At 72.2% G+C, this 13520-nt stretch carries 11 protein-coding genes and 1 tRNA gene; 6 read left to right on the forward strand and 6 right to left on the reverse strand.

From position 1 onward, the window contains the following. Position 1: 1 nt before the first annotated feature. Both ACF08D_RS06290 and ACF08D_RS06295 read left to right on the forward strand, forming a co-directional pair. Entirely contained in the window at positions 2–1051 is a 1050-nt protein-coding gene (locus tag ACF08D_RS06290) for an ABC transporter ATP-binding protein (protein ID WP_392221391.1), read from the forward strand. Continuing rightward, the gene (locus ACF08D_RS06295; protein ID WP_392221392.1) at positions 1048–1764 is read left to right on the forward strand and encodes an ABC transporter ATP-binding protein; all 717 of its coding nucleotides are present in this window, start codon (positions 1048–1050) and stop codon (positions 1762–1764) included. Before ACF08D_RS06290 ends, ACF08D_RS06295 begins: the two co-directional genes overlap by 4 nt. A gap of 92 nt (positions 1765–1856) precedes the next feature. On the opposite strand, the gene ACF08D_RS06300 is transcribed toward ACF08D_RS06295, so the two are convergent. Further along, on the reverse strand, positions 1857–2513 hold the full coding sequence (locus ACF08D_RS06300; protein ID WP_392221393.1) for an ANTAR domain-containing response regulator: 657 nt from the start codon (positions 2511–2513) through the stop codon (positions 1857–1859). Positions 2514–2607: 94 nt separating this feature from the next. On the opposite strand from ACF08D_RS06300, the gene ACF08D_RS06305 reads away from it, so the two are divergent. Then, positions 2608–2690 (forward strand) — tRNA-Leu (locus ACF08D_RS06305). An 85-nt stretch (positions 2691–2775) separates the two neighbouring features. Continuing rightward, positions 2776–3564 (forward strand): helix-turn-helix domain-containing protein, encoded by a 789-nt coding sequence (locus ACF08D_RS06310; RefSeq protein ID WP_392221394.1) that lies wholly within the window; start codon positions 2776–2778, stop codon positions 3562–3564. 8 nt (positions 3565–3572) lie between these two features. Here ACF08D_RS06310 and pyk read toward each other — a convergent pair whose 3' ends face one another. Both pyk and ACF08D_RS06320 read right to left on the reverse strand, forming a co-directional pair. Further along, the gene (gene pyk, locus ACF08D_RS06315) at positions 3573–5003 is read right to left on the reverse strand and encodes a pyruvate kinase (RefSeq protein ID WP_392221395.1); all 1431 of its coding nucleotides are present in this window, start codon (positions 5001–5003) and stop codon (positions 3573–3575) included. Positions 5004–5147: 144 nt separating this feature from the next. Further along, positions 5148–5855, reverse strand: a complete 708-nt coding sequence (locus ACF08D_RS06320) for an SIMPL domain-containing protein (RefSeq protein WP_392221396.1) — start codon at positions 5853–5855, stop codon at positions 5148–5150. A gap of 149 nt (positions 5856–6004) precedes the next feature. Here ACF08D_RS06320 and ACF08D_RS06325 point away from each other — a divergent pair, with 149 nt between their 5' ends. Then, positions 6005–7807 carry a bifunctional metallophosphatase/5'-nucleotidase gene (locus ACF08D_RS06325; RefSeq protein ID WP_392221397.1) on the forward strand — a complete coding sequence of 601 codons (1803 nt, stop codon included), beginning with the start codon at positions 6005–6007 and terminating at the stop codon, positions 7805–7807. Here the strand turns inward: ACF08D_RS06325 and ACF08D_RS06330 are convergent. Next, complete coding sequence (locus ACF08D_RS06330; protein WP_392221398.1) at positions 7804–9240, reverse strand: lysine N(6)-hydroxylase/L-ornithine N(5)-oxygenase family protein; 1437 nt, start codon at positions 9238–9240, stop codon at positions 7804–7806. The two genes, ACF08D_RS06325 and ACF08D_RS06330, sit on opposite strands and share 4 nt — an antisense overlap. Further along, positions 9237–10580, reverse strand: coding sequence for a pyridoxal phosphate-dependent decarboxylase family protein (locus tag ACF08D_RS06335; RefSeq protein ID WP_392221399.1), 1344 nt, complete (start codon positions 10578–10580; stop codon positions 9237–9239). The genes ACF08D_RS06330 and ACF08D_RS06335 overlap by 4 nt, the downstream gene beginning before the upstream one ends. Positions 10581–10686: 106 nt before the next feature. Here ACF08D_RS06335 and ACF08D_RS06340 point away from each other — a divergent pair, with 106 nt between their 5' ends. Then, positions 10687–10815, forward strand: a complete 129-nt coding sequence (locus ACF08D_RS06340; RefSeq protein ID WP_392221400.1) for a hypothetical protein — start codon at positions 10687–10689, stop codon at positions 10813–10815. Between the two features lie 182 nt (positions 10816–10997). Here the strand turns inward: ACF08D_RS06340 and pepN are convergent, their stop codons facing one another. Further along, positions 10998–13481, reverse strand: coding sequence for an aminopeptidase N (gene pepN, locus ACF08D_RS06345; RefSeq protein WP_392221401.1), 2484 nt, complete (start codon positions 13479–13481; stop codon positions 10998–11000). Positions 13482–13520 lie beyond the last annotated feature (39 nt).

The raw sequence follows: 13520 nt of genomic DNA on the forward strand, positions 1-13520 counted from the left end.
CATGACCACCACCACTGCCACCCCGGCCGCACCGGCCACCACCACCGTGCTCGACGCGAGCGGCGTCACCATGCGCTTCGGCGGCCTGACCGCCGTACGCGACGTCAGCCTCACCGTCAACAGCGGCGAGATCGTCGGCCTCATCGGCCCCAACGGCGCCGGCAAGACGACCTTCTTCAACTGCCTCACCGGGCTGTACGTTCCCACCGAGGGCAGGGTCAGCTACAAAGGCACCGTCCTGCCGCCCAAGCCGCACCTGGTCACCCAGGCCGGTATCGCGCGCACCTTCCAGAACATCCGGCTCTTCGCCAACATGACGGTCCTGGAGAACGTCCTCGTCGGCCGACACACCCGCACCAAGGAGGGCCTCTGGTCCGCCCTGCTGCGGCTGCCCGGATTCCGGAAGGCCGAGGAGGAGTCCCGCGAACGGGCCATGGAGCTCCTGGAGTTTACCGGCCTCGCCGCCAAGGCCGACCACCTCGCCCGCAACCTGCCCTACGGCGAGCAGCGCAAGCTGGAGATCGCCCGCGCCCTCGCGAGCGACCCCGGGCTGCTGCTGCTCGACGAGCCCACCGCCGGGATGAACCCGCAGGAGACGCGGGCCGCCGAAGAGCTGATCTTCGCGATCCGCGACAAGGGCATCGCCGTCCTCGTCATCGAGCACGACATGCGCTTCATCTTCAACCTCTGCGACCGGGTCGCCTGCCTCGTGCGCGGCGAGAAGCTCATCGAGGGCACCCCGGCCGTCGTCCAGGGCGACGAGCGCGTCATCGCCGCGTACCTCGGCACCCCCTTCGAGGGAGCGCCGGGCGCGGAGGAGGTCGCCGAGGTCGAGGCCGCCGAGGCCCACGCCGAGGCGGCCGCCGCGGAGGCATCCGCCCCGGCGTCCGGCACGGCCTCCGCCCCGGCGTCCGGTACGGAGGCGCCGGCGGACGGCGCGGAGAACGACGAGGCACCGGACGCCGACGCGACCGGCGCCGACGCACCGCACGGCTCCGGCGCACCGGACATCGACGCGGAGCCCGGCACCACCGAAGGAGACACCAAGTGACCGCACTCCTCGAAGTCGAGGACCTCCGGGTCGCCTACGGCAAGATCGAAGCCGTGAAGGGCATCTCCTTCAGCGTCGGCGCCGGCGAGGTCGTCACCCTCATCGGCACCAACGGCGCCGGCAAAACGACCACGTTGCGCACCCTCTCCGGGCTCCTCGAACCCCTCGCGGGCAGGATCACCTTCGACGGCCAGCCGCTGCGGAAGGTCCCCGCCCACAAGATCGTCGCCCTGGGCCTGGCCCACTCCCCCGAGGGGCGCCACATCTTCCCCCGCATGTCCATCGAGGACAATCTGCGGCTCGGCGCCTACCTCCGCAGCGACAAGGAGGGCATCGAGAAGGACATCCAGCGCGCCTACGACCTCTTCCCCATCCTCGGGGAACGCCGCAAGCAGGCCGCCGGCACCCTCTCCGGCGGCGAGCAGCAGATGCTCGCCATGGGCAGGGCCCTGATGTCCCGGCCCAAGCTGCTCATGCTCGACGAGCCCTCCATGGGCCTCTCGCCGATCATGATGCAGAAGATCATGGAGACCATCTCGGCGCTCAAGGCCCAGGGCACCACCATCCTGCTCGTCGAGCAGAACGCCCAGGCCGCGCTGTCGCTCGCCGACCAGGCGTACGTCATGGAGACCGGCACGATCAAGCTCTCCGGCACCGGGCAGGACCTCCTCCACGACGAGTCGGTCCGCAAGACCTACCTCGGCGAGGACTGAGCACCACCGCACGCACAGGAGGGCCCACCCGTCAGCGGGTGGGCCCTCCTGCGGTGTTCGTCCCGCGTACGCGGGCGGCGGCGCCGCGCCGGCTACTGCCCCTTGGCCGCCTTCTTCTCCTCGGCGTCCTCGATGACCGCCTCGGCGACCTGCTGCATCGACATCCGCCGGTCCATCGACGTCTTCTGGATCCACCGGAACGCGGCCGGCTCCGTCAGCCCGTACTGCGTCTGCAGGATGCTCTTCGCCCGGTCCACCAGCTTGCGCGTCTCCAGCCGCTGCGAGAGGTCCGCGACCTCCTGCTCCAGCGCCTTCAGCTCCGCGAACCGCGAGACGGCCATCTCGATCGCCGGCACCACGTCGCTCTTGCTGAACGGCTTCACCAGGTACGCCATGGCCCCGGCGTCCCGCGCCCGCTCGACCAGGTCCCGCTGCGAGAACGCGGTGAGCATCAGGACGGGCGCGATGGACTCGCCGGCGATCCGCTCCGCGGCGGAGATCCCGTCCAGGACGGGCATCTTCACGTCCAGGATCACCAGGTCGGGCCGGTGCTCCCGGGCCAGCTCGACGGCGCGGGCGCCGTCCCCGGCCTCGCCGACGACCGAGTAGCCCTCTTCCTCGAGCATCTCTTTGAGGTCGAGGCGGATGAGGGCCTCGTCCTCGGCGATGACGACACGGGTCGTCAGCGGCGGGACGTGCGACTTGTCGTCGTCGGCGGCGTCGGGCTGGGGCGACTCGGGGGCGGTCACGTGGGCTCCTCGTTCCAAGGCAGGTACAGCTCCCCCTGAGCCTACCCAGCTGCCGACGATCATGGGCACCGGGTACACTCCGACAGGACACCTCGCCGGGTTGGTGGAACGGTATACACGGAGGTCTCAAACACCTCTGCCCGAGAGGGCTTGCGGGTTCGAGTCCCGCACCCGGTACGGCAAGGACAAGCGGATGTTCCCATTCTCGTGAACATCCGCTTTCTGCTGCTCACCGTGATCCCCGATCACGGAGAGTGTACGCATGAACTTCCACGGCACAACAGTGCGGCAACAGGCCCTCGCACTCCTGCGTGGCGGCGTGCGCAACGCGGACGTGGCGCGTCGGCTCGACATCCCCGTGGGCACGATCTCCTACTGGCTCCACATGGACCGGGCTGAGCGAGCAGAATGTCCCGGCAAGCCAGAGCCGGAGTGCCCCCACTGCGACGGCCGGGCGCTCGACACCGCGGCCTACTCGTACTTACTGGGCATGTACCTGGGCGACGGACACATCAGTCACCACTCGGCGCATCGCGTGCCAAGTCTCATGATCACCTGTGATGACAGCTGGCCCGGCGTCATGGACGAGTGCGAGCAGGCCATGCGCGCCGTCCTCCCCGGCAACCGGGTATGCCGCGTACGCAGGACCGGGTGCCACAACCTGAAGGTATACGGCAAGCACCTGGTCTGCCTCTTCCCCCAGCACGGCCCCGGCAGGAAGCACGAGCGGCGCATCGTGCTCGAGGAGTGGCAGCGAACGATCGTCGACGCGCACCCGTGGGAGTTCGTCCGGGGGCTCATCCATTCCGACGGGTGCCGGACGACGAACTGGACCACACGGGTCGTGGCGGGTGAGCGCAAGCGGTACGAGTATCCGCGGTACTTCTTCACCAACGTGTCCGAGGACATCCGGCGGCTGTTCACCGACACGCTCGACAGGCTCGGCGTCGGGTGGACGCACTGCACGCGGGACGGGAACCCGTACAACATCTCGGTCGCCCGACGCGCGTGCGTGGGCTTGGTGGACGCGCACGTCGGGCCGAAATACTGAGTGGCGGGTTACGCCAGGGGCTCGCCGATGTGGTGGACGCGGACCAGGTTGGTGGAGCCCGAGACGCCCGGCGGGGAGCCCGCCGTGATGATGACGACGTCCCCCTTGCGGCAGCGGCCGATCTTCAGCAGGTGCTCGTCGACCTGGGCGACCATCGCGTCGGTGGAGTCCACGTGGGGGCCCAGGAAGGTCTCGACGCCCCAGGTGAGGTTGAGCTGGGAGCGGGTGTCCGGGTCCGGGGTGAAGGCCAGCAGCGGGATGGGCGACCGGTAGCGGGAGAGCCGCTTGACCGTGTCGCCGGACTGGGTGAAGGCGACGAGGTGGGTGGCGCCGAGGAAGTCGCCGATCTCGGCGGCGGCGCGGGCGACGGCGCCGCCCTGGGTGCGGGGCTTGTTCCGTTCGGTCAGCGGCGGCAGGCCCTTGGCGAGGACGTCCTCCTCGGCGGCCTCCACGATGCGGCTCATGGTGCGGACCGTCTCGATGGGGAAGCGGCCGACGCTGGTCTCGCCGGAGAGCATCACGGCGTCGGTGCCGTCGATGACGGCGTTGGCGACGTCGCTGGCCTCGGCGCGGGTGGGCCGGGAGTTGTCGATCATCGAGTCGAGCATCTGGGTGGCGACGATGACCGGCTTGGCGTTGCGCTTGGCGAGCTTGATCGCGCGCTTCTGGACGACCGGGACGTGCTCCAGGGGCATCTCGACGCCCAGGTCGCCGCGGGCGACCATGATGCCGTCGAAGGCGGCGACGATGCCGTCGATGTTCTCGACGGCCTGCGGCTTCTCGATCTTCGCGATGACGGGGACGCGGCGCCCCTCCTCGTCCATCACCCGGTGGACGTCCTCGATGTCGCGTCCGCTGCGGACGAAGGAGAGGGCGACGATGTCCGCGCCGGTGCGCAGGGCCCAGCGGAGGTCGTCGATGTCCTTCTCGGAGAGCGCGGGGACGGAGACGGCGACACCGGGGAGGTTGAGGCCCTTGTTGTCGGAGACCATGCCGCCCTCGACGACGGTGGTCCGGACGCGGGGCCCGTCGACGGCGGTGACCTGGAGGGTGACGCGGCCGTCGTCCACCAGGATGCGCTCGCCGGGGGTGACGTCGCCGGCCAGGCCGGGGTAGGTGGTGCCGCAGGTGTGGCGGTCGCCCTGGACGCCGGGTTCGGTGGTGATGGTGAAGTCGTCGCCGCGTTCAAGGAGTACGGGGCCTTCGGCGAAGCGTCCGAGGCGGATCTTCGGGCCTTGAAGGTCGGCGAGGACCCCGACACCGCGGCCGGTCTCCTCGGACGCCTTGCGCACATGGCGGTAGCGCTCTTCGTGGTCGGCGTAACTGCCGTGGCTGAGGTTGAAGCGGGCGACGTCCATTCCGGCGTCGACCAATGACTTGATCTGGTCGTATGTGTGGGTGGCGGGGCCCAGGGTGCAGACGATTTTCGCTCGGCGCATGGGCCGAGCCTATGGCTTACCGACGGGTAGAGATTTGGTCCCGCGTGACGACTCAACAACCTTTCCATGAAGCCTTATTGACAACAGTTGAATGTGTGCGGGGGCCCGCTCCGATGAGCGCCGCGGGCGGCGCGACCGGGTGGGTCACAGCTGGGGCGGTCGCATGGTGAACCGGGCGTTGACCTGGGCGGTGACGGTCTGGCGCTGGGGTTCGAGGTCGAGCACCGGGGCGTCGTCCGGTTCGGCGCCCCGCGCTCCGGCGAAGGCCATCCGGGCGCCCGGGGGCGGCCCGTAGGGGGCGGCGTCCTCGGCGCCGGGGTCGGCCAGTTCGACCAGGGCGTCCAGCAGGGTGCCGAGGGCCTCGGCGTAGGCGCGGGCGCGGGTCACGGCCTCCTGGACGGCCCGGCGGCGGGCCTCGGCGTGGACGGGCGAGTCGGGGCGCAGCGCCCACCAGGGTCCGTCGACGCGGGTGAGTTCGAGGTCGGCGAGGCGGGTGGCCAGCTCACCGAGGGCGGTGAAGTCGTTCAGTTCGGCGGTGATGTGGACGCTGCCGTGGTGGCTGCGGACCCGTTCGGCGCGGCCGTGGCGGGTGAGTTCGGGGGTGAGGGTGAAGGTGCCGGTGCGGAGGTTCTCGACGGCGTCGCCGTAGGACCTGAGGAGGTCGAGGGCGGCCGTGTTGCGGCGGGTGAGGTCGTCGAGGGTGGTGCGCCGGTCGGTGCCGCGGGCGGTGACGGTGACGCCGATGCGGGCGATCTCGGGGTCCACTTCGAGGAGGGCCTCGCCGCGGACGGCGACGCGCGGGGCGTCGGGGGTGCCGTAGGGCGGGTGGGCGGGGAAGGGGGGCTGGGTCATGGCGCGGTCGCCCTTCGCGTCGGGGGGTGTCGTGCGTCGTTCTGCCACTGTCGCGCAGGTGGTCGTCGAACAGAAACCCGCGAGGGGTGTTGCGCCTGTCGTGTCTGCGCCAGAATCTACGCGCGTCATGACGGAACGAAGGAGATCACATGCCGCTCAATCGTAGGACTTTTCTGGGCACTTCGGCCGCTGCCGGTGCCGGCGCGGCCGTCGGCGGGGCCCTCACGACCCCGGCGGCGGCGGCGCCCCGCACCGGGTCCCGGGGCCGCGCCCGGCGGTACTCCTTCACCGTGATGGGGACCACCGACCTGCACGGCAACGTCTTCAACTGGGACTACTTCACGGACAAGGAGTTCGACGACAAGGCCCACAACGACGTCGGCCTGGCGAAGATCTCCACGCTGGTCGAGCGGGTGCGCGAGGAGAAGGGGCGCCGCAACACCCTCCTCATCGACGCCGGGGACACCATCCAGGGCACCCAGCTGTCGTACTACTACGCCAAGGTCGACCCGATCACCGCCCGGCGCGGCCCCGTGCACCCCATGGCGCAGGCGATGAACGCGATCGGGTACGACGCCGCCGCGCTCGGCAACCACGAGTTCAACTACGGCATACCCGTGCTGCGGAAGTTCCAGGAGCAGTGCGATTTCCCGCTGCTGGGCGCCAACGCGCTGGACGCGAGGACGCTGCGGCCGGCGTTCCCCCCGTACAGCATGCACCGGCTGCGCACCCCGTGCGGGCGGGACGTGCGGGTGGCGGTGCTGGGGCTGACGAACCCGGGCATCGCGATCTGGGACAAGGCGAACGTCAGCGGGAAGATGGTGTTCCCGGGGCTGGAGGAGCAGGCGGCGAAGTGGGTGCCGCGGCTGCGGTCGATGGGCGCGGACGTGGTGATCGTGTCGGCCCACTCCGGGTCCAGCGGCACCTCGTCGTACGGCGACCAGCTCCCGTACATCGAGAACGCGGCGGCGCTGGTGGCCGAGCAGGTGCCGGGGATCGACGCGATCCTGGTGGGCCACGCGCACACGGAGATCCCCGAGTACCGGGTGGCGAACAAGAAGACCGGCAAGGACGTGGTGCTGTCCGAGCCGCTGAAGTGGGGGCAGCGGCTGACGCTGTTCGACTTCGACCTGATGTGGTCGAAGGGCCGCTGGACGGTGGAGAAGGTCGGCGCGCAGGTGCTGAACTCCAACACCGTCGAGGAGGACCCGGAGATCGTCCGGCTGCTGGGCGACGAGCACGAGAAGGTCGTGGCGTACGTCAATCAGGTGATCGGTACGTCGACGGCGGAGATGTCCACGGCCGACGCGCCGTGGAAGGACGAGCCGATCATCGACCTGATCAACCATGTGCAGGCGGAGACGGTGAAGGCGGCGCTGGCGGGCGGCGCGTACGCGTCGCTGCCGGTGCTGTCGCAGGCGTCCTGCTTCTCCCGCACGGCGAAGATCCCGGCCGGTGAGGTGACCATCCGGGACGCGGCGGGCCTGTACCCGTTCGAGAACACCCTGGAGGCGCGGCTGCTGACGGGCGCGCAGCTCAAGGACTATCTGGAGTTCTCGGCGCGGTACTACGTGCGGACCCCGGCGGGCGCGCCGGTGGACCCGGCGAAGCTGACCAACGCGGACGGGACGCCGGACTACAACTACGACGCGCTGTACGGCCTGTCGTACGAGATCGACATCGCGAAGCCGGCCGGTTCGCGGATCGTGAACCTGTCGTTCCAGGGCAAGCCGCTGGACCCGGCCGCCCAGTTCGTGCTGGCGGTGAACAACTACCGGGCGTCCGGCGGCGGTGCCTTCCCGCACGTGGCGGGCGCCAAGCAGCTGTGGGCGAACTCGGACGAGATCCGCAACACCATCATCCAGTGGGTGAAGGCGCGGGGCACGGTCGACCCGGCCGGCTTCGCGTCGGTGGACTGGAAGCTGACCCGGGACGGTGTGCCGGTGTTCTAGGTCGTTTCGGGACTGACGGGGCGCGCGGTGCGCAGAGGGGGCGCCTGGCGGGGGATGCCGGGCGCCTCCTGGCGTTCGAGGCCGAAGGTGGTGAAGGCGGTGCGGTGCGGGAGCGGGTAGGGCTCCTTGCCGGTGAGGTGGTTGAGGATGGTGGCGCTGCGCCAGGCGGCGAGGCCGAGGTCGGGGGTTCCGACGCCGTGGGTGTGGGTCTCGGCGTTCTGTACGTAGACGGAGCCGGTGACCGAGGGGTCGAGGACGAGCCGGTGGTGGGCGTCGACGCGGGGCCGGTCGCGGGAGTCGCGGCGGACGTAGGGGTCGAGGCCGGCGAGGATGCGGCCGAGGGGGCGTTCCCGGTAGCCGGTGGCGAGGACGACGGCGTCGGTGGTGAGGCGGGAGCGGGTGCCCTGCTGGAGGTGTTCCAGGTGCAGTTCGACCTTGGTGGTGGCGAGGCGGCCGGCGGTGCGGACGCGGACGCCGGGGGTGAGGACGGCGTCGGGCCAGCCGCCGTGGAGGCTGCGGCGGTACAGCTCGTCGTGGATGGCGGCGATGGTCTCGGCGTCGATGCCCTTGTGGAGCTGCCACTGGCGGGGGACGAGGTCGCTGCGGACCTGTTCGGGCAGGGCGTGGAAGTAGCGGGTGTAGTCGGGGGTGAAGTGTTCGAGGCCCAGTTTGCTGTACTCCATGGGGGCGAACGCCTCGGTGCGGGTGAGCCAGTGGATCTTCTCGGCTCCGGTGGGGCGGGCGCGCAGCAGGTCGAGGAAGATCTCGGCGCCGGACTGGCCGGACCCGATGACGGTGATGTGTCCGGCGGCCAGGAGGGTGTCGCGGTGCCGGAGGTAGTCGGCGGCGTGGATGACGGGCACGGAGGGCTGTTCGGCGAGGGGGCGCAGCGGGTCGGGGACGTGGGGCCGGGTGCCGACGCCGAGGACGATGTGGCGGGCGTGGGTGCGGCCGAGCGCCTCGGTCTCGCCGTCGTCGCCGAGTCGGCTGTGGTCGATCTCGAAGAGGTCGCGTTCGGGGTTCCAGCGGACGGCGTCGACCTGGTGGGAGAAGTGCAGGCCGGGGAGGTGGTCGCTGACCCAGCGGCAGTAGGCGTCGTACTCGGCGCGGTGGATGTGGAACCGCTCGGCGAAGTAGAAGGGGTAGAGCCGGTCCCGGCCGCGGAGGTAGTTGAGGAAGGACCAGGGGCTGGTGGGGTCGGCGAGGGTGACGAGGTCGGCGAGGAACGGCACTTGGAGGGTGGTGCCCTCGATGAGCTGGCCGGGGTGCCACTGGAAGGCGGGGCGCTGCTCGTAGAAGGCGGTGGCCAGGCCGCCGGGTACGCCGTGGGCGAGGGCGGCGAGGGAGAGGTTGAAGGGGCCGATGCCGATGCCCACCAGGTCCTGGGGGTCGTGGTCGCGCTGGCTGTCGCGCTGGGGTGTGCTGCCGGTCATCGGGCGGTTCTGCCTTCCACGAGTGCGGTGAGGGCGACGAGTTCTTCGAGGTCGCCGTGGGTGGTGTGGGGGTTGAGGAGGGTGGCCTTGAGCCAGAGCCGGCCGTCGGCGTGGGCGCGGCCGAGGACGGCGTGGCCCCGGGTGAGCAGGTCGCGCCGGGTGGCGGCGACGGCGTGGTCGGTGGCACCGGTGGGGCGCAGCAGGACGGTGCTGATGGTGGGGCGTGAGTGGAGTTCGAGGCCGGGGTGTTTCTCGACGAGGCCGGCGAGGGTCTGGGCGGCGTCGCAGACGTGGTCGACGAGCCGGCCGAGGCCGGTGCGGCCGAGGGCGCGCAGGGTGACGGCGATCTTGAGGATGTCGGGGCGGCGGCTGGTGCGCGGGGAGCGGCCGAGGAGGTCGGGGAGCCCGGCCTCGGTGTCGTCGTCGGGGTTGAGGTAGGGGGCGGTGTGGCGCAGGGCGTCGAGGAGGCGGGTGTCGGGTACGGCGAGGAGGCCGGCGGCGACCGGCTGCCAGCCCAGCTTGTGCAGGTCGAGCGTGACGGTGCGGGCGCGGTGGAGACCGGTGAGGAGGTGGCGGCGGGTGTCGCTGAAGAGGAGCGGCCCGCCGTAGGCGGCGTCGATGTGGAGGTCCGCGCCGTGGGCGTCGCAGAGGTCGGCGACGGCGTCGAGGGGGTCGATGGCCCCGGTGTCGGTGGTGCCGGCGGTGGCGGTGACGAGGAGAGGGCCGCGCAGGTCGGTGAGGACGGCGGCGAGGGCGTCGAGGTCGAGGGTGCCGCCGGGGGCGGGGACGGTGACGGGGGCGGGGAGGCCGAGGAGCCAGGCGGCGCGGTGGAGCGAGTGGTGGGCGTTGGCACCGCACACGGTCTGGAGGGTGGGGCCGTGCCGTTCGCGGGCGAGGAGCAGGGCGAGCTGGTTGGACTCGGTGCCGCCGGTGGTGACGAGGGCGTCGGGGGCGGGGCCGGTGGGGTGGGTGAGGCCGGCGAGGGCGCGGGTGACGCCCTGTTCGAGGGCGGAGGCGGCGGGGGCCTGGTCCCAGGAGTCGAGGGAGGGGTTGAGCGCGGAGGCGGCGAGGTCGGCCGCGGCCGCGACGGCGAGGGGCGGGGTGTGGAGGTGGGCGGCGCACCGGGGGTGGGCCGGGTCGGCGGCGCCGGCGGCGAGGGCGGTGACCAGGGTGCGCAGGGCCTCGTCGGCGCCGGTCCCGGCGTCGGGCAGGGGGTCTTCGAGGGCGTGGCGCAGCCGGGCGGTGACGGTGTCGGGGCCGCCGGCCGGCAGGGGGCCGCCGCGCGCGTGGGTGCCGTCGCGCAGCGCGTCGAGCACGGTGGCGAGCAGGGGCCGCAGCACGTCGGCCCCGCCGGGCCCCCCGGCGAGCGGCGGACTCCCGGAGGGTCCGGCCCCAGCGGCTCCAGCGGCCCCGGGGGTGCCGGCGGTTCCGGGGGCGCCGGAGGGCGTGCCCGTGCGGGGGTTCGGCGGCGTGCTCGGCGGGGTGCCCGGCCGGGCCTCGGGCGGGGCGCTCGGCGGCGTGCTCGGGCTGCTCGGCGGCGTGCTCGGCGGGGTGCTGCTCATGCTGCCAGCGTGACCCGGCCCGGCGGGGCGAGGCCGGGGTGCGGGGCGATCACAACCCGAAAGGGGGAAGGGGGGTTACGGGTCGGTGCGGACGTGCTATGGGCGGCCCCCGGGTGGTCCTCCCGCGGCCCCCGGGTGGTCCTCCCGCGGCCCCCGGGTGGTCCCGGGAGCCGCCCCGCGCGCCCTCCCGGCCGGTCAGCCCTTGCGCACCGCGAGGGCGCGCCGCAGGTCGTCGACCTGGTCGGTGAGCTGACGGTGCAGGGCCGGGAGCAGGCTGCCGGACGCCAGGTGCTCCTCGGCGAGGCTCAGGTGCGCCGGGTCGACCGCGTGCGCCGGGAACGCGTAGCGGCCGGCCGCGCGGGCGATGGCGGGGCCCCGGCGGTCGGCGAGGGCGGTGGCGTCCGGGTAGAACCGGGCGACGTACTCCCGCAGCAGCCCGGCCTGTTCGGGCTGCCAGAAGCCCTGGGCGGTGGCGGTGAACAGGTAGTTGGAGAGGGTGTCGGCGGTGAACATCCGCTCCCAGGCGGCCGCCTTGGCCTCGGCGGTGGGCAGGGCGGCGCGGCAGCGGGCGGCGCCCTCCTCGCCGGTGGCGCTGGCGTCGCGGTCGAGTTCGGCGGCGATGGCGGCCTCGTCGGTGGCGCCGAGGGCGGCGAGCCGGGCCAGGACGCGCCAGCGCAGCTCGGGGTCGAGTTCGGGGCCGCCCGGCACGGTGCCCTCGTCGAGCCAGCCCTGCAGGGTGCCGGTCCGGTCGGTGGCGTCGATGTGGTGGCGTACGGCGGTGAGGCGCAGGCCCGGGTCGCTGCCGTCCTCGGTGCGGCGGATCAGGTCGCGGGTGAGGTCGGTGAGGACGGCGAGGGCGGCGGGGCGCTCCTCGGCGGGGACGTACTGGTCGGCGATCGGGCCGGAGGCGAAGGCGAGGACGCCCTGGACGACCGCGAGGTCGGTCTCCTCGGGCAGGTGGGCGCGGGCGGTCTCCAGGTAGGTGACCGGTTCCAGCTCGCCGTCCCGGACCATGTCGCGCAGGCAGTTCCACACCACGGCGCGGGTGAGGGCGCCGGGGATGCCGGAGAGGGTGCGCAGGGCGCGCTCGGCGGAGTGGTCGTCGAGGCGGATCTTGGCGTACGTGTGGTCCTCGTCGTTGAGGACGATCAGCGCGGGGCGCGGGCCGGGCAGGTGCGCGGGGGCGTCCTGCGGGACGTCGATCTCGTGGCGGTCGCGCAGGACCAGACGCCGGCCGTCGGCGAGGTCGGGGTCGTACACCCCGGCGGTGACGCGGTGGGGGCGGCTGCCGGAGCGGTCGGCGGTGAGGGTGCCGGCGGCCTGGTCGTACCGGGGGGTAAGCGTGTCGACGCCGGTGGTGCGCAGCCATGCCTCGGCCCAGCCGTGGACGTCGCGGGAGGTCGCGGAGGCGAGGTTGTCGAGGAAGTCGGCGAGGGTGGCGTTGCCGAACCGGTGGCGGGCGAAGTGGGCGTTGATCCCGGCCAGGAACTCCTTCTCGCCCATCCACGCCACCAGCTGGCGCAGGGCGGAGGCGCCCTTGGCGTAGGAGATGCCGTCGAAGTTCAGCAGGGCGGACGCGGTGTCGGGCACGGCGTCGGGGTCGGGCGCGACGGGGTGGGTGGAGGGGCGCTGGTCGGCGTCGTACCCCCACGCCTTGCGGGCGATGCCGAAGTCGGTCCAGGTGTCGGGGAAGCGGGTGGTGGCCTCGTTGACGGTCTGGTAGCCCATGTACTCGGCGAAGGACTCGTTGAGCCAGATGTCGTCCCACCACCGCAGGGTGACGAGGTCGCCGAACCACATGTGGGCCATCTCGTGGGCGATGACCATGGCGCGGGTCTGCCGCTCGGTCACGGTGACGGCGGACCGGTAGACGAACTCGTCGCGGAAGGTGACCAGGCCGGGGTTCTCCATGGCGCCCGCGTTGAACTCGGGGACGAAGGCCTGGTCGTACGAGTCGAAGGGGTACGGCTCGTCGAACTTCTCGTGGTACCGGTCGAAGCAGCGCCGGGTGACGTCGAGGATCTCGTCGGCGTCGGCGTCCAGGTACGGGGCGAGGGAGCGGCGGCAGTGGATGCCGAAGGGCAGCCCGGCGTGCTCGGTGCGGACCGAGTGCCAGGGGCCGGCGGCGACGGCGGCGAGGTAGGTGGAGATCGGCGGGGTGGGGGCGGCCTGCCAGCGGCCGCCGCCCTGGTGGGTGGTGATGCCGTTGGCGAGGACGGTCCAGCCCTCGGGCGCGGTGACGGCGATCTCGAAGACCGCCTTGAGGTCGGGCTGGTCGAAGGCGGCGAAGACCCGCTGGACGTCGTCGAGGAACAGCTGGGTGTAGACGTAGGTCTCGCCGTCGCTGGGGTCGGTGAAGCGGTGCATGCCCTCGCCGGTGCGCGAGTAGCGCATGGTGGCGTCGACGCGGAGGGTGTGCTCGCCCTCGGTGAGGGTGAGCGGCAGCCGGTTGTCGCCGAGCGTCTCGGGGTCGACGGGCTCGCCGTCGAGGGTGACGGAGCGGAGGGTGGCCGGTTTGAGCTCGACGAAGGTGGTCCCGGCGGCGCGGGCGGTGAAGTGGACGGCGGTGGTGGAGCCGAAGGTCTCGTCACCGGTGGTCAGGTCCAGGTCGACCGTGTAGCGGTGGACGTCGAGGAGCCGGGCTCGGGTCTGCGCTTCGTCGCGCGTCAGTACGGGCATGGGCCCATGCTGCCCGATGGTGCGGGGGCGGGGCACGAG

This window comes from Streptomyces sp. NPDC015131, assembly GCF_043079975.1.
In the GTDB taxonomy this organism is placed as follows: Bacteria; Actinomycetota; Actinomycetes; order Streptomycetales; family Streptomycetaceae; genus Streptomyces.

What these genes read in the sequence shown, in the direction of transcription:
- ACF08D_RS06290 (WP_392221391.1), top strand. Translation starts at nt 2, where the DNA reads ATGACCACCACCACTGCCACCCCGGCCGCACCGGCCACCACCACCGTG.
- ACF08D_RS06310 (WP_392221394.1), top strand. Translation starts at nt 2,776, where the DNA reads ATGAACTTCCACGGCACAACAGTGCGGCAACAGGCCCTCGCACTCCTG.
- pyk (WP_392221395.1), bottom strand. Translation starts at nt 5,003, where the DNA reads ATGCGCCGAGCGAAAATCGTCTGCACCCTGGGCCCCGCCACCCACACA.
- ACF08D_RS06320 (WP_392221396.1), bottom strand. Translation starts at nt 5,855, where the DNA reads ATGACCCAGCCCCCCTTCCCCGCCCACCCGCCCTACGGCACCCCCGAC.
- ACF08D_RS06325 (WP_392221397.1), top strand. Translation starts at nt 6,005, where the DNA reads ATGCCGCTCAATCGTAGGACTTTTCTGGGCACTTCGGCCGCTGCCGGT.
- ACF08D_RS06330 (WP_392221398.1), bottom strand. Translation starts at nt 9,240, where the DNA reads ATGACCGGCAGCACACCCCAGCGCGACAGCCAGCGCGACCACGACCCC.
- pepN (WP_392221401.1), bottom strand. Translation starts at nt 13,481, where the DNA reads ATGCCCGTACTGACGCGCGACGAAGCGCAGACCCGAGCCCGGCTCCTC.